Source organism: Microcoleus sp. D3_18_C4 (genome assembly GCF_036702355.1).
Classification (GTDB): domain Bacteria; phylum Cyanobacteriota; class Cyanobacteriia; order Cyanobacteriales; family Microcoleaceae; genus Microcoleus.
The window spans coordinates 1-21,361 of the sequence record NZ_JAUBTF010000042.1 but is presented as its reverse complement, the minus strand read 5'-3'; the positions used below and the strand labels follow the sequence as shown (position 1 = coordinate 21,361).

Annotated in this window: 15 protein-coding genes and 1 pseudogene; 10 read left to right on the top strand and 6 right to left on the bottom strand. The window is 44.9% G+C overall.

Features of this window, described 5'->3' with window-relative positions; all coding sequences use genetic code 11:
• Nucleotides 1-23 precede the first annotated feature (23 nt).
• Nucleotides 24-2,732, top strand: a complete 2,709-nt coding sequence (locus tag QUA90_RS19935; RefSeq protein WP_333447303.1) for a glycosyltransferase — start codon at nt 24-26, stop codon at nt 2,730-2,732.
• A 24-nt stretch (nt 2,733-2,756) separates the two neighbouring features.
• Here QUA90_RS19935 and QUA90_RS19930 read toward each other — a convergent pair whose 3' ends face one another.
• The 4 genes from QUA90_RS19930 to QUA90_RS19915 all read right to left on the bottom strand — a co-directional run bounded on the left by QUA90_RS19930 (nt 2,757) and on the right by QUA90_RS19915 (nt 8,328).
• The gene (locus QUA90_RS19930) at nt 2,757-3,923 is read right to left on the bottom strand and encodes a glycosyltransferase family 2 protein (RefSeq protein ID WP_333386923.1); all 1,167 of its coding nucleotides are present in this window, start codon (nt 3,921-3,923) and stop codon (nt 2,757-2,759) included.
• 50 nt (nt 3,924-3,973) lie between these two features.
• Entirely contained in the window at nt 3,974-6,148 is a 2,175-nt protein-coding gene (locus QUA90_RS19925) for an O-linked N-acetylglucosamine transferase family protein (RefSeq protein WP_333386991.1), read from the bottom strand.
• A 202-nt stretch (nt 6,149-6,350) separates the two neighbouring features.
• Nucleotides 6,351-6,899: a type IV pilin-like G/H family protein gene (locus QUA90_RS19920; RefSeq protein WP_333081480.1), complete on the bottom strand. Its 549-nt coding sequence runs from the start codon at nt 6,897-6,899 to the stop codon at nt 6,351-6,353.
• A gap of 106 nt (nt 6,900-7,005) precedes the next feature.
• The gene (locus QUA90_RS19915; RefSeq protein WP_333447301.1) at nt 7,006-8,328 is read right to left on the bottom strand and encodes a methyltransferase domain-containing protein; all 1,323 of its coding nucleotides are present in this window, start codon (nt 8,326-8,328) and stop codon (nt 7,006-7,008) included.
• A gap of 244 nt (nt 8,329-8,572) precedes the next feature.
• Between QUA90_RS19915 and QUA90_RS19910 the strand changes: the two genes are divergently transcribed.
• From QUA90_RS19910 to QUA90_RS19895, 4 genes are all read left to right on the top strand, one after another.
• A complete protein-coding gene (locus QUA90_RS19910) occupies nt 8,573-8,761 on the top strand; it encodes a hypothetical protein (protein WP_333081478.1) in 189 nt (62 codons plus the stop codon).
• Between the two features lie 81 nt (nt 8,762-8,842).
• Nucleotides 8,843-11,017: an O-linked N-acetylglucosamine transferase family protein gene (locus QUA90_RS19905; RefSeq protein WP_333447299.1), complete on the top strand. Its 2,175-nt coding sequence runs from the start codon at nt 8,843-8,845 to the stop codon at nt 11,015-11,017.
• A 131-nt stretch (nt 11,018-11,148) separates the two neighbouring features.
• Nucleotides 11,149-11,766, top strand: coding sequence for a Uma2 family endonuclease (locus QUA90_RS19900; RefSeq protein ID WP_333447297.1), 618 nt, complete (start codon nt 11,149-11,151; stop codon nt 11,764-11,766).
• Between the two features lie 180 nt (nt 11,767-11,946).
• A complete protein-coding gene (locus QUA90_RS19895) occupies nt 11,947-13,122 on the top strand; it encodes an AI-2E family transporter (protein WP_333081475.1) in 1,176 nt (391 codons plus the stop codon).
• Between the two features lie 97 nt (nt 13,123-13,219).
• Here QUA90_RS19895 and QUA90_RS19890 read toward each other — a convergent pair.
• Nucleotides 13,220-13,870: pseudogene (locus QUA90_RS19890) on the bottom strand (Uma2 family endonuclease).
• 199 nt (nt 13,871-14,069) lie between these two features.
• On the opposite strand from QUA90_RS19890, the gene QUA90_RS19885 reads away from it, so the two are divergent.
• The 4 genes from QUA90_RS19885 to QUA90_RS19870 all read left to right on the top strand — a co-directional run bounded on the left by QUA90_RS19885 (nt 14,070) and on the right by QUA90_RS19870 (nt 18,226).
• Nucleotides 14,070-15,245: a homocysteine biosynthesis protein gene (locus QUA90_RS19885; protein ID WP_333036886.1), complete on the top strand. Its 1,176-nt coding sequence runs from the start codon at nt 14,070-14,072 to the stop codon at nt 15,243-15,245.
• A 61-nt stretch (nt 15,246-15,306) separates the two neighbouring features.
• A complete protein-coding gene (locus QUA90_RS19880) occupies nt 15,307-16,377 on the top strand; it encodes a DUF262 domain-containing protein (protein WP_333447293.1) in 1,071 nt (356 codons plus the stop codon).
• Nucleotides 16,378-16,379: 2 nt separating this feature from the next.
• Complete coding sequence (locus QUA90_RS19875; RefSeq protein ID WP_333447291.1) at nt 16,380-17,105, top strand: MAE_28990/MAE_18760 family HEPN-like nuclease; 726 nt, start codon at nt 16,380-16,382, stop codon at nt 17,103-17,105.
• The gene (locus QUA90_RS19870; RefSeq protein WP_333447289.1) at nt 17,102-18,226 is read left to right on the top strand and encodes a DNA cytosine methyltransferase; all 1,125 of its coding nucleotides are present in this window, start codon (nt 17,102-17,104) and stop codon (nt 18,224-18,226) included. The genes QUA90_RS19875 and QUA90_RS19870 overlap by 4 nt, the downstream gene beginning before the upstream one ends.
• Nucleotides 18,227-18,284: 58 nt before the next feature.
• Here the strand turns inward: QUA90_RS19870 and QUA90_RS19865 are convergent, their stop codons facing one another.
• Nucleotides 18,285-19,535, bottom strand: coding sequence for a hypothetical protein (locus tag QUA90_RS19865; protein ID WP_333447287.1), 1,251 nt, complete (start codon nt 19,533-19,535; stop codon nt 18,285-18,287).
• 583 nt (nt 19,536-20,118) lie between these two features.
• Here QUA90_RS19865 and QUA90_RS19860 point away from each other — a divergent pair.
• Complete coding sequence (locus tag QUA90_RS19860) at nt 20,119-21,027, top strand: tetratricopeptide repeat protein (RefSeq protein WP_333386910.1); 909 nt, start codon at nt 20,119-20,121, stop codon at nt 21,025-21,027.
• Nucleotides 21,028-21,361 lie beyond the last annotated feature (334 nt).

Here is a 21,361-nt window from a genome sequence, read left to right as displayed (position 1 = left end):
GGGCGATCTTTAAGGAAAGTTGAGTGATTCTAGTAGGGAAACATACCAGCTCCCTAAAAATAGAAAAGATAAAAAATTGTTATTCCAAAAAAGAAGAAATTATGAAGCAAAACGACAACTTAGTAAAGTTACATATTGGCTGTGGGACACACATCAAGGAGGGATACTCTAATATAGACCAATATGTTTATGCTTCAGGCGTTATTCAAATGGATATCTTTAATCTGTCCTTTGAAAGTGACTCTGTAGATGAAATTTTTACAGAACATATGCTGGAGCATATTGGAAAATTTGAAGTGCCACTAGCTCTTCAAGAATGGGCAAGAGTTTTAAAGCCAGACGGTAAATTGGTGATGAATTTACCAAATCTAGAATGGTGTATGCAGCAGTGGTTAGCTAAGCCAGAAGATGAACGATGGGGTTGGCAATTAGATACTATATTTGGGTTGCAGACCCACCCTGGCGAGTTTCACAAGACGGGCTTTACTGCGCCTCGACTGCAACAATTGCTGAAAGCCACAGGTTTTCAAAATATCACGATTAGTAATTACTGGTCTCATGCTCAGAGCTGCTTTTGGGTTGAAGCAAGTAAAGGTTACTTCACGAGTGCAGTTAAGTGTTTAGCGAGCATAGTTGTACCTTGGTGGGATCACAGTGAATTGTTAGAACTGTGGGAACAAAATCTCCAATACTTACCCGATACCGAAATAATATTTATTGATAATGGTAGCGCACCAAAAGGAAAAACAGCATTGGAAGAATTTTGCAGGCGACAGAAGATTAAGCTGCTACGAAATGAGACCAATAGAGGCTTTGCGGCAGCAAACAATCAGGGAGCGAAGGTAGCAAATGGTGAGTATATTATTCACCTAAATAATGACGTGGAAATAATAGATTCACCGATTGAATATTTGTGTAATTTGGCTGCCGAAGGTTTAGCTGGACCTTTAGCGCAAAATGAACTAGGAGAATTTTATTTAGAAGGTTGGGCGCTGTGTATTAAAAGATATTTGTTAGAGGCGTTGGGAGGATGGTGCGAAGACTATGGGCCTGGATATTGGGATGATGTGGACTTGTCTCATCGGGCAAGATTGGCAGGCTATTCATTGACCCCTGTTCCTGATGCAAATCGGTTAATTCGCCATATAACAAACGCTACAGGTCGAGACGGACGAATCGATCAACTTGCTTTACATTTTAAAAATAGAAAAATTTTTATAAGAAAGTATTATAATTCTTGTCCCAAAATCATTGTTGATGGCGTATTCTTCCAGCTTTACAGAACAGGGATAGCTCGTGTATGGTCCTCATTGTTAGAAGAATGGGCAGAAAATGGTTTTGCTAAGCATATTGTAGTTCTTGACAGGGCTGGAACAGCGCCCAAAATCTTGGGTATCAGATACCGTACTATAGCAGCTTATAACTACGGAACAACCGATGCTGATCGCGAAATGCTGCAAGCAGTCTGCGATGAAGAAGAGGCTGTTTTATTTATCTCTTCCTACTACACGACACCGCTATCAACACCTTCGGTGTTTATGGCATATGACATGATTCCAGAAGTTTGGTCGACGAATTTAGATGAAGCCATGTGGAGGGAAAAGCATCACGGTATCCGCCATGCTTCTGCATATGTTGCTATCTCAGAAAGTACAGCACGGGACTTAACAAGGTTTTTCCCAGCCCTTGCCCAAGAATCGGTAACTGTAGCTCATTGCGGAGTTAAAAATCTTTTCTCGTCAGCGAGTAAAGAAGAGATTAGTAGTTTTAAAACGAAGTACGGAATTTCAAAACCATATTTTATTTCGGTTGGTGGTGGAGCTGGTTATAAAAATTCTATTTTATTCTTCCGCGCATTTGCTCAACTTGCAAGTAAACAAGGTTTTGAAATAGTATGTACGGGGAGTGGAGTTTTATTAGAAGGAGAGTTTAGAAATTATACATTAGGTACTGTAGTTCACAAGCTTCAACTTGATGATGAGGAGTTGAGATTAGCTTATGCCGGTGCTGTTGCACTGGTTTATCCATCGAAATATGAAGGATTTGGCTTGCCTGTACTGGAGGCACTCTCCTGCGGTTGTCCCGTCATTACTTGTCCTAATGCCTCGATTCCTGAAGTGGCAGGAGAAGCAGCTTTATATGTGGATGATGAGGATGTTGAGGGTTTAGCCGATGCACTTTGCGAGGTACAAAAACCGAAGGTTCGCAACTCATTGATTGCGGCTGGGTTGGAACAAGCCAAAAAGTTCTCTTGGTCAAAAATGGCGAAAACGGTTAGTTCCGCCCTGATAGACGCAACTCTAGTGCGTTTAAACTTGAAAGAGATTAATCTAATTATTTTTCCAGATTGGACGCAGCCAGAAGAGTCTCTTGGTTTAGAATTGGAACGAGTAGTGAGGGCGATCGCAACTCACCCAGACAAAAGCAAGATGACTTTACTGGTAGACAATAGTAACATTTCTGACGAAGATGCTAATCTCGCTTTATCAAGCGTGGCGATGAATCTTTTAATGCAAGAAGATTTAGATGTTTCCGACGGCCCAGAAATTACACTGATTGGACAGTTGAGCGAAATTCAGTGGTTAGCTTTGACACGTCGACTTTACGGTCGAATTTTGTTGGAAAATGAGAATAAAGAAGCGATCGCACTTCGGGAAGCAAAAGGTATTAATTGTTGCGAACTAGAAAAATTTAACCAACAGGCATCAGCCCTAAAAGTAGAGGATAGCTAACCACTTCTCCACCTATCTCCATCCTTACACTTCTTGATTAAGCAAAGCCTTAATTCCCTCTAAATTTCTTTGAGCGTCTGTACAGTTTTCATCAAAATTAAGCGCTAGTTCAAAAGCATATATAGCGGCTTGCCAGGACTTCATCTGAATGTACGCAGCACCTAAACCACAGGCCGCATCAGTTGTCATAAAACTGATTTCAAAAGGCTCTCCTGTATAGTAACTGACATCTTTACCAAGTTGCAAGCACTTCTCAAAATAAGCAATAGCGCCCAGAGGAAATCCTAAACTAATTAAAGTCATTCCAGCTATGTAATTTATAGGCGGATAGTTGGCGCACCACTCCAGACCGCGCTGACAAATTAACCGTGCCGTTTCATAATCTTGATTCTGCAAGGACTGCCCCGCCAATGTAAAAATCAGGGAGGGAATAAAAGCAAAATCATCCGGCGGGTTCCCTTCCATCAAGTGTGGAAAAAGTCGCTCAAATGCTTCAGCGTAGCATTCTTGAGCTTTCTCAGCTTGCTGAGTAGCCCCGTAAACATTAGCAAGGCTGTAAAGAAGTCTTAAGCTAATACCTTCCTCTTGCTGGATTCGTTCCAAAATAGCAATGTCACGCTCTATCAATTCTTGCTGGATTTCTTCAGGAGCGGTTTTAGGATGGTGCAGAATTTTCAAACTTTCTAACTGACTTAAAAAGTTTGAACGATCGTACCATTTTTTTAAGTCTATATATTCGTGTAGGCGACTTACATATCTAAGTTCTGGAAGATTGCGAAATAGCCTGGGTGTGTGTAATGGGGTTGTCCCCTGTACAGCATTGGCTTCGCTTAGCATCAGTAAATAGGCTATGACTTCCCTTTTTGAAGTTAATTCCTCTTTCAACGCATCAGTATTAACAACTAATTCTTCATCAGCATCCAAAACTAAAATCCAGTCGCCCGATGCTAAGGAAAGAGAAAAATTTCGAGCGGCTGCAAAATCATCGCACCATTTGAAGTAATCGACTTTTGCTCCATATTGAAGAGCAATCTCCGGCGTACCATCCTGAGAGCCAGTATCTACCACTATCATTTCATCAACGTAAGGTTTAGCGCTCTCTAAGCATCTCGGTAAATTCTTTTTTTCATCTTTAACAATCATGCAAAGGGACAATCGAGGCGCAATCACCTCATCTAAAGCATCACTCACTTAACTATCCTCCACAGTTCAAGTTATGTCATACATTGCTATCAGTCGTTTTACGAATGATGTTTCTCCAGATACATTTGCCACATTTGTTGGTAAGCTTTCTCCATCTCTAGCGTAAAATGCTTAGCATTCCACAGGGGAGCAGTTTGCCTCGAATGTCGCAATTTCCAAGCAATTTGTTGCCTCATAGCCGTATCTTTCCCTAAGCGTATCCCCCACTCGACATATTCCTCATCCGTCCAAGCTATTCCCTCAGTTATACCAGCATTGATCATCATCGTGTAACTGTTGCGAGCCGCAAATTGCTGTCCTACCCGCGTCACGAGGGGAATGCCCATCCACAAAGTTTCTAGGGTAGTTGTAGCACCGTTGTAAGGATAAGTATCAAGAACTACATCTGCAATGCCTAAGTTTGCTCTATGAACAGATTCGGCTCCTACCTCTGGCAAAAAACGCAGGCGATCGCCCGCCACACCTTCTTCTTCTGCTAACTGAAAAAAGAAGTTTTTAATTGATTCTTCATCAGCAGAACCTTTGATTAAAAAGTAACTATTTGGTACTTCTGCAATAATTTTTATCTGTAGTCGCGCTGTATCTGGATGGCGTTTATAGCCCCTCTGAGCACTAAGATATACAACAGCATCACTCGGAATACCCAACCTATCGCGCCTCAAATCTGGAATACCCACCTCAAAACCATCCACAGCTATATAAGTTTGAGGCAAACGCCAAATTTTTTCACTGTAATATTCCTCAGCAGACTCCGGCAGAACATAGGGATCGGCAATAAAATAGTCAACCGCCGGCAACCCTGAAGCATCCCAACCCAGCCAAGTGACTTGAACGGGTGCAGGCTTGAGTGCCATCACCTCACAAGTCACATCGAGTGTGATGCTGTCGAGATCGATCAGAATATCAATCTCATCGTGATAAATTTGCTCAGCCACTTCAGTACCGTAAAAACCGCCTTTGTGGGCTTTATCAACATGATTGACAAACCATTCCTGTAAAGAGTCCTCCGTCTTTCTATAGATCAGGAAATAACCGTGTATTTCAAATTGAGCGCGATCATGATGCTGGAAAAGCCATCGTGCTAGCCAGCCAACTGAATGTCTTCTGAGGCAATGCGATACATAACCAATCTTCAAACGCTTAGTAGCAGTACCATTGCTTTTACTGGATGCCACTCGCTGTCTGTATCGATCTGCCTGCTCCTTGGCATAGGTTTCAACATTAGTTTGACATAACTGAGAGACTTGATTTTGAATGGGTTTATTAATTTTTGGACTGTCTTCAAAGTACGGTAAAAAGAAGGTAGTAAGAAACAGATTTTGGACTGTAGTCGCGTGAAGTGATGTTGGTTGTTCGCCGATCAGTGACTCCAACAGTGATTTGTGTCTCTGGATTACCGGTAATACCTGTTCCCAATATCCACCTGCACTCATCAATCCCCGCATAATTTGATGATTAGAAAAAACTTTATCTGCTAGTTGCTTGCATAAGGAATAGCGCAATTTGGCAATTTCTATACCCCGAGCATATTGCTGAGCATTTTGATAATAAGTACCTAACTGTAGCAAAATTCCGAGATTATTAATATCTAAAGTGCGAGCTAACTCTGCAAAGCTTATTGCTAGTCCCGGCATCAATGCCGAGTGAGCAATTTCCACCGACGCTGCGATGACAATTTCAATAAAAACTAGAGGTTCCCGGACATGGGCTAGACAGGCTTCCGCTAGTTCGAGCGACGAAGGGTGCAGGGGAGCATAATGTAAAACACTGTTGAGCACTTGCATTAATAGCTCAGAGTCTGCCTCTGCGAGTTGCTCTGAATGGAGATGATCGATTAAGCCCAGAGCATTCAGTTCCTCTCCTGTATAGGTCTCAAGCAGGATGCACAAGCCAATCAAGTGCAAGAGGTTGCTAATATCTGCGGGATTAATTTCTCGGATGTGCTGCCGAATTACCCAAGCTACTGAATAGTCTGCTATACCTCTACGTCGCTCTGCTTCCGCTTGCAACACTTGTATCAGTTCTGCTGTCCACTCCTCCACTTGTTCTGGTTCCCCTTCTGCCATGCCTAGCAGCCAAGTAGTTTGAGCTTCTGCTTCTTGTTCCTGCAACAGAAACATCAAGCCCAAATGCCAGTAATTAGATTTGGTGTCTGGATTAACTTCTATTGCTTGCTCGTACAACTTTGCTGCTTGAGCATAATGTCCCTGCATTGCATATTTATCTGCTTGCTGCTGAAAAGTTTGTAGTTCAGGCAATCCCGGGTTGTCTAAAAAGTTAGAGGGTGTCAAATTTTTAATATGGGAAACTAATATTTCTAGAAACTATGCAAATGGGTAGTGTATACAAACACTACCCACTTTTGGAAAAAGTTAAGACTACATTGATCGAACCTTCCTAGCCGTAATACCTTTTTTACTTGGCGACTTCTGTACCACCAGTTTCACACCGAGAACCGATCGCCGCGTTCGGATCTGGCTTATAAGCAGTAGCCTCACCATCATATGCACATAAAACGGCTGACGTGGTTTTGTCCTGTGTAGCCGCGCCTGCTCCAGTTTGTGAACCTATAGCTACCCCACCAGCATATAATTGGAGGGACTTTTTATTTACAGGTGTTGCGAAGTTGGTCGCTTTTGTATCCGATGCAAAATCTGACTGTTGGATTGAGTATAGATAGTTAGTAGTTTGAGTTTTGATGCCCAAACCCAAATCATTAACGTCCTTTACAAAGCCATTATCCTCTGCATATTTAGCTTGCTGAGCTCTGTTCATGGAACCGATATACTGCTTGGCTTCTGACTGCTTGGCTTTGTTGGCTTGGCTGAGGAAGGAAGGCAGAGCAATCGCAGACAAAATACCGATGATGATAATAACGACCAGCAGTTCAATCAGGGTGAAACCCTTATCCTGTCTTTTTTGATTGAGGTGTTGCAGGAATCTGGCTTTAAATTCAGTTTTCATTGGTTGTTTCTCCTAGAGGGGTGGGATGCTTGATTTCTAACTCTTAGAGATAACTTACCCACTTCTGACAGGCTTCATATCACTCGCGGGATTTTTTTTTTCGTTCTCAAGCCGATCGCTCCAAAAGCACGTATATAAAAGCTTCTAGCATTTTCAAAAGTTCCTTGACCTCCTCAAACGCTGTCTCGTGACTCGCGGGCTCTAGGGTAACGGGATGGATGGGTCTGAGCTTTAGCCAGCGTTCGGCTAGGTCGGTGACAGAACAACCTCCTTCCCAAAGCGGCAGCAAACAAGCAGCCTTAATACTCTCTATTAGGATAGGAACTTTGGTTGGCAAACGCACATAACTGCTGATCTCGAATGGTCTGTAACCATTGATACAGTTAATCAAGTCTTCTTGTACCTGAGCAGTCCTTAGCTGGGGATGCAGATACACCCGTGCAGTCTGCCAATCAGCAAGAGTCCATTCCGAAACAGGTAACAACGGCTCTCGCGCGGGATGAGCGCACCAAAAGTCAATTAAACGATGAACTGGTTGTAACAGTTCAAACATATGCAGCCTCTCTTCTATAGAAACTTCTGGCAAACTCATCTCCAGAAATGCAGGTAAGTTATCTGGATCTTTGAACAAGTCCGTCAATTCCCAGTGTCGCCAATTCACCATGCTCACAAACTGTAAATCAGCAACTCTCAGCGCCGCGAACATTTCAGAAATCGTATAGCCTTTATCACCTTGAAACAAATAATTCATCAGTATGGACTGTTCCTTTTCAGCAAGGTTACCGTCCCAGGTAGTTACTTTAAGTCTTACGTCATCTTTCAAAGCATTCATAATATCACGGGTTAATTGGATCTCCATTTCTTGCGGATTTTCATCCATCAACCCCATCATCCTGAAAAGTGCTTGGGCGCGGTAAAAGTTAGTGCGCTGAAGAGAACTGTGCAGGTTGGTACGGATGATCCCCTCGGATTTGAGGACTGATTTCATCGCTTGCAATCCCACCGCTATGTCAGGTAAAATATAAAGCACCTCGTCGTTATTAATGTAGTCAAATGTGAGATTCAAGCTGGGTAAGTCTTCGATGGCTAAAACATGAAACTCGGCCTTTTCAAATCCGTGATGTCGCAGCCGTTTTTGAGCTAAGTTAACAGATTCTTCAGAAAGGTCTATGCCAACAATTTTTGCTCCGGGATTTGCCTCTGCCAAAATTAAGGATTTATAGCCAGTGCCGCAGCCAGCGTCTAAAATAACTTTACCTTCAGTCTCTATAACTTTTTGATTTCTTAAATAGTAAGCTGTTACCAGATTATGAATGTAGAGAGATTGATAGTCTGTTTTGGGAGAGTAATCGAGGGCAAATTTAGGGTAAGGAGCATTGTCAAATTGTTGACGAATTTTCTCTATCAAGTCTGATTCTTGCTTATCCATTCTCTCTCAAGCCTAATATTAGTAAATTAGCTGATGGCACATTCCTATTCTAGAATGGAAAGGCATCTGAGCCGCGCTATCTGGGGAAAAATTGATCGCCCCCCAATCCTCCGAGATCCTGCAATAATGGTGTCTCGATGGCTTCTCGGCATATTAGCCAAGTCCGCGCGACCGAAGCTATCCCGAAATGAAGCGCCCCTCTTCTCCCTCCCAAAACCAGATTATATAACCAAAGACCAATTCTATGAACACCAACACCGGATTTATCCTGAAAGTATTCCTGATCTCCGCTGTAATCTCCCTCATCATCAAGTACGGTGGCCCCATTATCTCTATACCCTTAACCGCATTCAACGCCCTAATCGCCGTCTTTACCCCCAGTATCATCCTAGCTGCCGTCCTCGGCTGGCGATCGCGCCAACAGCCAAGATAGGGGATGGAGGGCGATCGCCAGCTCCCAAAGACGAGTTAAATTAAACCAGGGGCGATCGAACTTTCACACCAAAACCCCTCCATGCCCAGCAATATAAATGAGACAGACAATCACATGGATCTAGCCACCTTAAATCTGAAACCCTTAAATTTGCTGATTTTTCCTGATTGGAACCAACCAGAAGAATCTCTTTATTTAGAGTTAGAACTAATTATTAGGAGTCGGGTAAATCATCCCGATTGCGATTTTATCACTATTTTAATATATGTGAGCGAAAGTTTAGAAAAATCCGAAATAGATCCCAATCTAATTTTATCAGCGATTGTGATGAATCTTTTTATGGAAGAAGATTTAGATACTAGCTGCGAACCAGAAATTATTTTATTAGAAAACCTCAATCGAAGCCAGTGGCAGGATATTTTGCCACAGATTCAATATCGAATTAAGTTGAATGCGGAAAATCACCAAGCAATAGCAGAGTCTGGAACCGCAGAAATTCCAGTAGTGGAACAGGAACAACTTAGCGAGATAACTGTTGATTCCCAAGCATTAGCGTTGAGAGAATTCGGCAACCAATTCTATCGTCAAGGAAGATACGAAGCTGCCATTAAGCACTATCAAAGGTTTTTAGTATCCCAGATAGGAGATATAGAACTGTATAGTAACTTAAGCGAGTGTTTAAGAAACCTCAACAGAATCGAAGAAGCGATCGGGATTCTTGACTCAGGCATCCACCATTACCCAACAGCAGGACAACTGCACTTTCAAATAATCAAAATTTTTCAGCAAAACGGACGCACTCAAGAAGCTATATCAAGTGCAGAAAGAGCAACGAAACTACTGCCCCATGAATATGTTTTTCAACTATTCAAACACTTGATATTGCCGATCATTTATAACACATCAGATGAAATCCTATTTTACAGGAAAAGATTTGTCCAAGGATTAGAAAACGTAATTCAGCAAACCTCCCTAAAAACTCCCGAATACAAAATTAATGCTTTGCGGGGTTTTAGTAGTTTTACTAATTTTTACCTAGCATATCAGGCTTACAATGTTGTGGAATCGCAATCAAAGTATGCTAATTTAGTGCATCAAGTTATGGTCGCCAACTATTCGCAGTGGGTGCAACCGCAATCAATGCCTCCCCTGCTGGAAAATGGCAAAATTAGAGTCGGTTATATTTCTAGTTATTTGCATTCTTACAGCGGCACTTTATGGTTAACTGGCTGGCTGCGTTATTGCAACCACCAACTATTTGAAATTTACTGTTACTATACGGGGGACGAACCCGATCCAATTACAGAAAGATTTCGCCAATACAGCGATCGATTTCGCCACATTCCTCACAACCTAGAAGGCGTATGCCAACAAATTATTGATGATAAATTGCATATTCTTGTCTTCCCGGAAATTGGCATGGACGCACCAACTATACAAGTAGCAGCTTTGCGCCTTGCCCCCGTGCAATGTTCGGCGTGGGGACATCCTGTAACCTCTGGTTTACCGACGATTGATTATTTTATTTCCAGTGAATTGATGGAACCGGAAAATGCACAGTTGCACTACTCAGAAACCTTAATTAAGTTGCCTAATATTGGCGTTGCCTACCCAAAACCGATTGTTGGTCAATTAACCCAAACTCGCTCAGATTTTAACCTGCGAGAAGATGCCGTTATTTATTTGTGCTGCCAAGCTCCTTTCAAATACTTACCACAATATGATTTTATTTTAGCAGAAATTGCTCGCCGCCTTCCGCAAGCTCAGTTTATTTTTCCTCGCGGCGAATTACTGCGGGAACGGTTAAAGCGTGCTTTTGCTGCTGTGAATCTCGACAGTGAAGATTACTGTCTGTTCCGAACTATTCCAACTCGACAAGATTACATAGCAATTAACTTTCTGTCTGATGTTTTTTTAGATACTTTTACTTGGTCGGGGGGGAATACGTCTTTGGAGGCGCTCGCTTGCAATTTACCCATAGTAACTTGTCCGGGAGAATTTATGCGGGGACTTCATGCTTATAGCTTTCTCAAAAGGCTGGGAGTAACAGACACAATCGCCAAAAATGAAGAAGAATATATTCAAATAGCTGTCAAGTTGGGTATAGATTCAAAGTGGCGCCGAGACATTGCACAACGCATGAGTCAGCGACAAGGTGATCTGTTTGACGATAAAGTTTGCGTGACAGCTTTAGAGACTTTTTATCAAGAAGTTGTTCGAGAAAGGCTTGAAGGTAACAAGAATTCTATAGGTTAGGGCGATCGCGCCAGCAGCAGTAGAGACACAATCAAAAAGTGCGATCGATATACACTAGGTCTAAAAACTATGTTTTTGCCAAAATCTTAATTCCCCGTACAGCTATCAAAACCAAAGTTGAGGCACTCACCATGATTCAAACCATCACAGAATTAGTAACATTCGATGAATTCATTGATTGGTATCCTGAGAATTCAGAACACCGCTACGAACTGCACAATGGAGAGATTGTTGAGATGCCAAAAGCAACAGGTAAACATTCTAAAGTGGCCGGTTTTACCAGCGGCTGGTTATTTCTCGAAATAGAACGCTTAAACCTACCCTACTTCATCCCCAAAGAATGCGTCATCAAACCCATGCGCGAGGAATCGGGATATGAACCAGATATTATTGTACTTAACGAACAAACCATTGGAAACGAGCCGCGATGGGAAAAATCATCAATTATCACAATGGGTTCATCAGTCCCCCTAATCGTCGAGGTAACTAGCACTAATTGGGGTGATGATTATGCCCTAAAGCTTGAGGCTTATGAGTCAATGGGTATTCAAGAATATTGGATTATAGACTATCTAGGATTGGGCGGCAGACGGTTTATTGGCAACCCCAAACAACCCACTTTTTCGGTTTACCAACTAATTGACGGGGAATACCAAGTCAAACTGTTCAGAGGCGCCGAGGGTATTGAGTCCCGAACTTTCCCCGAATTGAAGCTGACAGCGCAGCAGGTGTTCGCCAAAGGGAATTGAGGAGGCTGCTTATACTCATGTCCGAGTAGGGGTATATGATTAAAGATGCGATCGCGCCCATCTGCTGTATCTTGATATAAAGGCGATTCATCGCTTCTGGGCTGCTGAGCAATTAGCAAGCAGTAATTCCCCATACCCTATTCCTCAATCTAAAATCTAATATCTAATATCTAAAATCTAATGAAGCTAGGACAGTGGATGGGCTTATTAGCCCTCATCGCATCTTGTTACATTTTGTGGCAAATCAGGCAGGCCCTACTGCTGCTGTTTGCGGCCGTCGTCTTAGCCACCGCCTTAAACAGGCTAGCACGCTACTTGCAAAAATTCGGACTCAAAAGATCGATCGCTGTACTCTTATCAGTTAGCTTCCTAATCCTCGTATTCGTAGGCTTATTCCTGATAATTGTACCGCCCTTTACCCAACAGTTTCAACAACTTACCCAAAGAGCCCCTCAAGGAATAGAAAGATTAAATCAGTGGATAGATCAATTTGAAGGTCGTTTTTCGGGACAATTTGGTCAGAGGCTGCCCAATCTTGATGTTAACGACATCATGCAACAACTGCAACCTTTATTCAACCAACTCGTTGGCGGTGCAGGAGCCTTTGTCGGTAACACATTAGGCGTTATTCTCAGCTTTTTGCTAGTCATAGTTTTGACATTGATGACATTAGCAGAACCTCTATCTTACCGCAAAGCATTCATCCAACTATTTCCATCTTTTTATCGGCGACGAGTCGATGGCATCTTAGATGAATGCGAAATAGCTCTCGGTCGATGGGTCATCGGCGCTCTCATTAGCATGAGTGTGATTGCTTTTTTGAGCTTAATTGGTTTGTCGGTCTTGCAAGTCCCCCTACCGCTAGCTCACGCTGTAGTAGCAGGATTTCTTAACCTAATTCCCAATATAGGCCCCACTTTGAGCGTCATCCCCCCAATGACGATCGCACTTTTAGATTCTCCCTTACAATCAGGTTTTGTCCTAATCCTTTACTTTCTAATTCAACAGTTTGAAAGCAACGTCCTCACCCCCTACGTCATGGCACAGCAAGTATCACTGCTGCCAGCAGTAACATTAATAGCTCAAGTATTCTTCGCCACCTTCTTTGGATTTTTAGGCTTATTGCTAGCTCTCCCCCTCACCGTTGTAGCTCAAGTTTGGATTAGGGAAGCCCTCATTAAAGATATTCTAAACCAGTGGAGTGCCAGCCCTAAAACCTTAGCAGCAATCGATTCTGCTATCCATGAAAAACATGAATCTATAGGAGTCGCCGAAAGCCTACCAGAAAAATATTTACCAGAACAGAAACCAGACATCCCCGATCATGCTGAAAATGAGGCTCCTGAAAATCAATAGTTAAGGTTCATAATGACTTCAATCCTGATTCATTGCCAGTTATAGTACAGAAGTATTCACTATAAAATTAGGAAAAATGTGGTACTAACACTCTCACCTAATTATCTTCAAGCCTCGCATTTGTTACCGTATCTCTGCCAGCTATAAAAAACTGTTGAACACTCAAATTCAACTGCACAAATGTGGGTGACAAAACTCTATTACTACCCCGAAAATGACTGACTTGATACTCACCGTCAATCAACTGTTAAACAGAAAAAGTAGGTTTTTTCGGGGTGCCAATATAGCGTCTGACACCAAGTCCTAAATACTCCGCAATCCAGTATTCAGAAATGCCCAAAGCTTCGTAATTCACCAATTTGTAGCCATAATTATCGCGCCAATTGGTACTGACAACTTCGACAATTAGCCGGACAGGACTACCCATCGTAATGATAGATTCCTTTTTTTATCTCGGTTCGCTGTCCGTTCCTTGCCTGTCTAAAACGATCACATCCGGTTCGTAACCAGATAGCTCATTATCAGCTTTGACAACGCATTCTTTGGGAATGAAGTAAGGAAGTCCTAGTCGTCGGATTTCAAAGTTGAGTTCAGCGACAAGGAAGCCGGCTACCTCTGAATGTTCTCCGGTTGCTTTAGGCATTTCAACAATAGTTCCATTGTGCAGTTCGTAACGGTTTACCGAATTTTCAGGATACCAGTCAATAAATTCATCGAAGGTGACTGGTTTTAATATCGCTTGACTCATGGCGATCGCTCTTTATTTTATTTATAATATAATCCTGATATCTGTTATAGCATTTTGCGGTGTTATCAAACCGAGGTTGATCGCCAAAACAGCATTCGCTCGATCGACATTCCATCAATCCAAAATCAATCCAAAATCAAAATCACTCCAAAATCAATCAATTCAAAATCTAAAATCCAAAATCTAAAATCTAAAATATATGAGATCGATCGACGAAATCAACGATAAAATCAGCCAAGGCAAAGCCACAGTCTGGACAATCGAAGAACTCAAAACTAGAGTTCAAGAAACCAGCATTACCCAAGCCGCCAAAGAAGTCGATGTGATTACCACCGGCACCTTCGAGCCCATGGAATCCTCCGGTGCAATCATCAACCTCGGCCATACCGACCCGCCGATAAAAATCCGCCAGTGCTGGCTAGACGGCGTTTTAGCCTACTCCGGCTTCGGGGCAGTAGACCTGTACCTGGGAGCCACCCAAGTAGCCGAAGACGGCGAAGAATCCCGCGAACGGGGAGGCGGACACGTCATCGAAGACCTGATTGCCGGGAAACCCGTGCAGTTGCGTGCCTTGGGGCAAGTAACAGACTGCTACCCCCGCGCCTCCTTTGAAACCACGATTACCCGCGATACAATCAACCAGTTTTATTTATTCAATCCCCGCAACGCATATCAAAACTTTATTGTTGGAGTCAACGGGGGCGATCGCCCGCTGTTCACCTACCTCGGCCCCCTGCAACCAAACCTCGGCAACGCCGTCTACTCGAACCTTGGAGCCATGTCTCCCCTGCTCAACGACCCCGACCTCGAAATCATCGGCATCGGCACCCGTATCTTCCTAGGAGGCGCTCAGGGCTACATCACCTGGGAAGGAACCCAGCACTTCCCACTGCAAAAACGCCAGCCCAACCGCACCCCCATCGGCCCCGCTGCCACCCTCGCACTCATCGGCGATGCCAAACAGATGAACTCGAAATGGGTGCGCGGCTGCTACTTCAAAAACTACGGCCCATCCCTGATGCTGGGAGTCGGCATCCCCTTTCCCGTCTTAAATGAAACAGTCGTCGCCCACTGTGCAGTATCAGACAAAAAAATAGTAGCGCCGGTGGTAGATTTCTCTATCCCCCGGCGCGTTCGTCCCACATTCGGTTTAGTTAGTTACGCTCAATTAAAGACAGGTCGCATCCTGATAGAGGGCAAACCAGTACGGGCCGCCCCCCTTGCGAGTATGTTTCTCTCCCGGCAAGTAGCATTGGAATTGAAGCAGCAAATTGAAGCGGGTCAATTTACCCTCACGGCCCCAGTTGCTCCCCTACCCACCGACAGAGTATTTCTCCCGCAAGATTTGTGGGGCGCCCAAGTGAGGCTCGAATAGACAGTCCCTAGACTAAAGTCACGAATTATAAATTGAATGAACCACGAGAGGATATTCAAAGATGATCGACAAGAACCAGTCTAAGTTCACTGATGAGGAGGTTGCTACTGCTGAGGTACAGATTTTTGAACACACAAAGAGAATTGAGTTCTATCTGACGGAATATTCCATTGAGCTTCTGGCCCAAAAGATGCAGAATGGAGATTTCGAGATTCCGGCCTACCAGCGCGAGTTCACATGGGAACCAGAGCGCAAATCCCGGTTCATTGAGTCGGTATTGATGGGGCTTCCGATCCCTTTCCTCTTCTTTTGGGAAAGCCCCTCAACAGGTAAGCTTGAAATTGTTGATGGTTCACAGCGCCTTAGAACGATTGAGGAGTTCGTTCTTGGGGACTTTCCCCTAGGTGACTTGGAAGAATTGTCGCTACTGACCGGATTTCGATTCAAAGATCTCCCCGAATCTCGGCAACGAAAAATCAAGAACCGTTCCATTAGGGGGATCGTGCTCAATGAACACGCCGATGAGCAAGCACGATTTGATCTTTTTGATCGAATTAACACAGGAAGCAAGGTCGCGAACAAGGCTGAGGTGCGTCGAGGTGCGTTAGGAGGTGCTTTTCTCGATCTTGTCATTTTACTCGCCAAAGAGCCGACCTTTGTCAAACTTGCGCCGCTATCGGACAAGCTGTTATTGGAGCGCGAGAGAGAAGAGCTCGTTACACGATTCTTTGCATACGGCGATGGGCTCGAAGGATACAAAGACAGAGTGTCGGCATTTCTTTTCACCTACACGAAGAAGATGAACGATCGCTTTAAAAATAACCCAGCGGACATTGAGTCCTACCGGCAACGCTTCATGGACATGATAGACTTTGTATCGCGCAACTTCCCGTCGGGTTTCCGCAAAACACTTAAAGGTAAGGCTACACCCCGATCGCGTTTTGAAGCTATAGCCATTGGAAGCTATCTGGCACTTCAGCAACGGCCTGAGATAGCTAACCAATCGCTCAAAGTTGAAGAATGGTTGAACAGCAGGGACTTTACAAAAGTGACCGGCGCTGACGGTGCGAACGCAATAGGCAGACTCAGGGCTCGTATACATTTCGTTCGCGATCGTTTACTTGGAGATTGAGGATGGAGGATTTGAGCCAAGCTTTTGAAGAGCGTTTACAGGAAATTGAAACTTACCTTGACCTGCTTGAGTCCATACAGGAACAAGTACAGGGAGGAGCTCCACAAATCGGGGAAGCTACGATCACTCCGCAACAGCAGAAAATCCTCTATTCGAGTGTTTACTTACAGCTCTACAATCTTGTCGAGTCAACTATTACTCGGTGCGTAGATGCCGTATCTAAGGCAGTGGTTAATAACAGATCGCTGCCCAATGAGTTGTCCATTGAGTTGCGCCGCGAGTGGGTGCGATGTACCGCACGTACCCATAATGATCTCAACTACGAGAATCGCCTGGAATCTGCATTGAACCTCTGCGAACACCTAGTGCAAGCACTTCCCATATCAACTTTTGAAGTTGAAAAAGGTGGAGGTGGAAATTGGGATGATGAGGAGATTTACAAACTTAGTAAACGTCTAGGATTGTCCTTAAATATAAGTCGTCAGGCTAATCGTGCTGTCAAACAACCATTTCGGGATGACCAAGGCGCACTTTCCCTGATCAAAAGTTTTCGGAACAAACTAGCACACGGTAATCTATCATTTGCAGAGAGTGGCAATAATATTACTGTTAGCCAGCTTCGTGACCTCACTGAACGAACAGCATTGTATCTGAGAGAGGTTGTAAATTGCTTCAAGTTATCGATCGATGCACATGAGTTCCTAATGCCGGAGAACCGACCTACATGAGCCAAGGCATGAATCCAGATGAGACTATGGTCGGCGCTCACAATGGCAAAGAGCCTCAGATCGATCGCAGAAGTACAGCCATTAGCTGCATCGATCTGTTTTGCGGTTTGGGCGGTCTTACGCATGGACTGATCCGAGGAGGTATTCAGGTTGTTGCGGGCATCGACATCGATCCACAATGTCGCTTCCCATACCAGAGCAACAACGACGCCCTTTTCGTCCAGCAGGATGTCAGCTCGCTATCTGGTTCCCAACTTGCAGATATTTTTGGCAATAGGACATTGCGTTTGCTGGCCGGCTGCGCGCCCTGCCAACCATTCTCGACTTACAGCCGTAAGGGGCGCCAGGAACGCCAGGACACTAAGTGGGTTCTCGTATCCGACTTCGGTCGGTTGGTACGGGAGACTCAACCCGACTTCGTAACGATGGAGAATGTGCCACAGCTTTTAGAGCATGAAGTTTTCAAGGATTTTTTGAAGAACCTCGAAGGCTATGCGACCAGTTGCAGTATTGTAGATTGTGTTCAATATGGAGTTCCACAGACTCGTAAACGGCTTGTGCTGCTAGCGTCCCGATTCGGGCCAGTAGAATTAGTACCTCCAATCTTTTCTAGACGATCGTGCACAACTGTGCGTGAGGCGATTTCCCATCTACCCGCCTTAGCAGCCGGATGCTCCGATCCAAATGACGCACTTCATACCGCATCCTCACTAAGTGACCTGAACCTCCGCCGAATCAGAGCCTCAAAACCCGGAGGCACATGGCATGACTGGGATGATTCACTGCTGGCACCCTGTCATCGTAAGAAATCCGGACAAACTTATGCTAGCGTGTATGGTCGTATGAAGTGGGACGCCCCGGCTCCAACGATCACAACTCAATGCTTCGGCTACGGAAATGGTCGGTTCGGACATCCGGAACAGGATCGTGCAATTTCTCTGAGAGAGGCCGCTATCCTTCAGACTTTTCCCGAAAACTACCGCTTCCTAGCTCCTGGTGAGCGTGTCTGTTTCAGCAAACTGGGTCGTTTAATCGGAAACGCTGTTCCTGTTCAAATTGGCGAGGTGGTAGCGCAGAGCCTACTCGCTCATGTACAGAAGTACAATCAGCAGCTCAACTAAAAATGCAAGATTAAAAGTTTTTTAACCTTTAATCTTGCATTTTTACTTTCACTATTTTTTATTCCTCGATCGGCTTAGGCTTCTTAACCGGCTTAGGAAGAGGTTCCTTGGGGACAGGCGGTGGTGCTGCTGCTGCTGCGGATTTGATGGTAGGACGCCCTACAGGAGCACCGTCACCGCTGGGCCTAGGAGTAAACGGACGCTTCCCTCCTCCTTTGAAGCCACCGGGCGGCTTGCTGCCAGGGGGGAATTTCCGCTTTTTAATCGGCAGGGCACCAATATTATTAGCCTGCTCAATCATCAGACTGTCAGCTTTCAATTTGACGTGGAAATCCCAAAAAAACCCGATCGCCTTTGTAGCTAAATCTCCCTTGAGTTTCAACTTAAAAAACTTCATCTTGTCGTCATTCTTGCGGGGAGCTTGCTTGATTTTGACGATGACATACTTTTCTTGGTCTTGGGATTGATAAATCACCTCACCTCTAATCGAAAAATAGCCATCTTCAACATCAGGTTCCGAGGGAGGCAAAGATGCGGTCGATGCTTCGTCACTAGCCTCAATCTCCGCTGCTTCCTGATTTTCCTCATCAGAGGAAGGTTCGGGAGGTTTCTTGAGCGTTTCCGGCTCCCAAACCCCCATAATCTGGGCGTGCAAGTTGCCGTCTTCTTGCCTGGTGCGGGGATAGACCACCCACAGGTGTTCTTGTTCCAGCTCCAGGTGATTTTTGACTAAACTCATGACTCTACCCAGCAAAACTGCATCGATGGCAGTTCCGTCGGCAGCTATCAGCATACCCCGGGTGAATTGCTCTTCTGATGGCGTGTAGCGGCCCCGCACCAAACCAACAGCTCGGTACTGTCTGGGTTCGCTGGGGGGGGGAATGGGATGTTGGCGCATGACGGAGGATATGTCCTCAGCGGCCTGACTTTCGTTAGCGGCAGGCTCGGCGTTTGCCGGCGGTGCGACTGCTTGGGCTGGAGTATCGCTGACAGGTGTCGAAGACGCAGCAGGCGCCGGGGGTACAGGAGCATTGCTGGGCTGGTCTTGTGGCTTTGTTTTGTCCTTGTCGGGGGCAGAACTGTAGCGTGGTCGTTGCAGGCTATCCTTGGACGCTGGGGCGTCTGTTGGCGTTGCCGGTTGATTTTGGTCAACAGGTGCAGCCAACGCCGAAGGCACCGAACTTTCGTCTGGTGTCTCAGGAATGGAATCTGTATCTTTAGGCGGATTGACGGCCTGTTCGCTCGGCTGATCCTTGCGAGTTGAAGTAGATTTGGACGATTTGGAAGACCGGTTGGGAGAGGGGTTCATAAAAACTCCTTGCAGCGGAGACACATCCCTTAAGGGAAATTAGGAATAAACTGAAGAAACTGCTTTAAAAACTACTAGCACCTGACAGGCGGGCTTGCGCCCGGAGGTCTGGTTGTGACCCGTCAACGCCAACTTTCAACGCTACGAGTGCCGATCGGTTCGCTGGCTGCTAAAATCCTTGCGAGGAAGGACTTTGGGAGTTGCTGACCGATCGATCCTGCGATCGCGCTGATCTGGAGTTGCTGGCTAATAGCATTTAGGATATTCAGCTTGCCTATTTTACTTAATCCAATTACCTAACGGCCTGATCCGCCATATTTTCGGTAATTTTTAGCTTGACCAGACTAAATTGGACAGACACCGCAGTCCGTGGGGCTGCAGGTCTGAGTGTCCAAAATTGTTTAGCTAGCATGGAGTTATGGGTCTGTTACCATATTAGCTGCAAGTAAAAGGCTGCTTTGTCCGTTCGGACTTTGAAGTTAAGAACTTTTATGGTTGCATGGATCTAGTTAAATGGCAGACGCCCCTGAGCGATGCGTTAATTCTTAGAAAATAGTAGATTTTAAGCTGGGATAGTTGAATTATGGAAAAAGCAAATAAGCGTCGTGGGTTGATTACTGTGGTGGTGGTGCTGTCGCTCATCGCTTTTTTGGGATTTTCTCTGGTTCCCATTTTGGACAGTATTCTCAAGGCCAGCCAAGCCCAAAGTACGTCAACTCCAACACCTACTCAAACGGCGCAGTCTGGGGAGAAGCAATCAGAGTTGCTGCAAGCTCAGGCGAGGGGGTACGAATTGGTTTTGCAGCGAGAACCAGACAACGTAACGGCTTTACGGGGATTGTTGCAGGTGCGGCTGGAGTTGATCGGCCAAGGAGTGGGGGACATTAAGGATGCAATCGCTCCTTTGGAAAAGTTGGCTTCGCTGAATCCTGAGACTACTGAATACGGGATTTTGCTGGCTCAGGCTAAGGAACGCACGGGCGATCGCGAAGGGGCTGCTCAAGCTTACAGGTCAATTTTAGCGTCTAAGCCTGGGGAAATTAAGGCTTTGCAGGGGTTGGTGAATTTACTGCTGGTGCAGCAGCGACCAGAAGCTGCGATCGGATTGCTGCAAGATACGCTGAAGGCTGCTCCGGCTGCGAATCTGGCGAAACCGGAAAGTGTTGATGTAACTTCAGTGCAGTTGATTTTGGGACAGGTTTATGCTGTGCAGAAGCGCTACGAGGAGGCGATCGCAATTTACGACGAATCTGCTAAGGCTAATCCCAAAGATTTTCGCCCGACTTTAGGAAAGGCGATCGTGCTGAAGGAACAGGGCAAAACAGATGAGGCAAAAACGCTGTTTGATCGAGCTACTGAGTTAGCTCCTCCTAACTATAAAGACCAAATTAATCAGTTAGCTAGTGGGACTCCTTTGCCTTCTCCTGCGGCTACGACGACTCCCGAACCGGCTGCTTCTCCTAGTCCAGAAGGCGCGCTACCGAAACCTTAAGGAAAGTTTTAAGTGTAAGAGTTTTGAGTTGTTAGTGAAAAAGTTTTAAGTTAAAAACTTAATAATTTAAACTCAAAATTACTCGCTTTCTTCTTAATTACGCAGGACTTAGGAAAAGAAACCCGGTTTCTACGAGAAATCTTAGTTTAGCGACGACCTATACAGGTCGAAACCGGGTTTCTAAGCCCTAGCGCCCAGCGTCCTCTTACCGACTACCAATTACTAATTACCAATTATGTAAGACCTCGGAGAGAATTCTGGGGGGGTGACAAAGAGGTCTACGAGATAGACTGTATAAGGGTTGCGGCCCGCATACCTTGTTGATAAAAACGGC

What these genes read in the sequence shown, in the direction of transcription:
- QUA90_RS19865 (WP_333447287.1), bottom strand. Translation starts at nt 19,535, where the DNA reads ATGAACCCCTCTCCCAACCGGTCTTCCAAATCGTCCAAATCTACTTCA.
- QUA90_RS19885 (WP_333036886.1), top strand. Translation starts at nt 14,070, where the DNA reads ATGAGATCGATCGACGAAATCAACGATAAAATCAGCCAAGGCAAAGCC.
- QUA90_RS19880 (WP_333447293.1), top strand. Translation starts at nt 15,307, where the DNA reads ATGATCGACAAGAACCAGTCTAAGTTCACTGATGAGGAGGTTGCTACT.
- QUA90_RS19900 (WP_333447297.1), top strand. Translation starts at nt 11,149, where the DNA reads ATGATTCAAACCATCACAGAATTAGTAACATTCGATGAATTCATTGAT.
- QUA90_RS19860 (WP_333386910.1), top strand. Translation starts at nt 20,119, where the DNA reads ATGGAAAAAGCAAATAAGCGTCGTGGGTTGATTACTGTGGTGGTGGTG.
- QUA90_RS19905 (WP_333447299.1), top strand. Translation starts at nt 8,843, where the DNA reads ATGCCCAGCAATATAAATGAGACAGACAATCACATGGATCTAGCCACC.
- QUA90_RS19895 (WP_333081475.1), top strand. Translation starts at nt 11,947, where the DNA reads ATGAAGCTAGGACAGTGGATGGGCTTATTAGCCCTCATCGCATCTTGT.
- QUA90_RS19875 (WP_333447291.1), top strand. Translation starts at nt 16,380, where the DNA reads ATGGAGGATTTGAGCCAAGCTTTTGAAGAGCGTTTACAGGAAATTGAA.
- QUA90_RS19870 (WP_333447289.1), top strand. Translation starts at nt 17,102, where the DNA reads ATGAGCCAAGGCATGAATCCAGATGAGACTATGGTCGGCGCTCACAAT.
- QUA90_RS19920 (WP_333081480.1), bottom strand. Translation starts at nt 6,899, where the DNA reads ATGAAAACTGAATTTAAAGCCAGATTCCTGCAACACCTCAATCAAAAA.
- QUA90_RS19925 (WP_333386991.1), bottom strand. Translation starts at nt 6,148, where the DNA reads ATGCAGGGACATTATGCTCAAGCAGCAAAGTTGTACGAGCAAGCAATA.
- QUA90_RS19910 (WP_333081478.1), top strand. Translation starts at nt 8,573, where the DNA reads ATGAACACCAACACCGGATTTATCCTGAAAGTATTCCTGATCTCCGCT.
- QUA90_RS19915 (WP_333447301.1), bottom strand. Translation starts at nt 8,328, where the DNA reads ATGGATAAGCAAGAATCAGACTTGATAGAGAAAATTCGTCAACAATTT.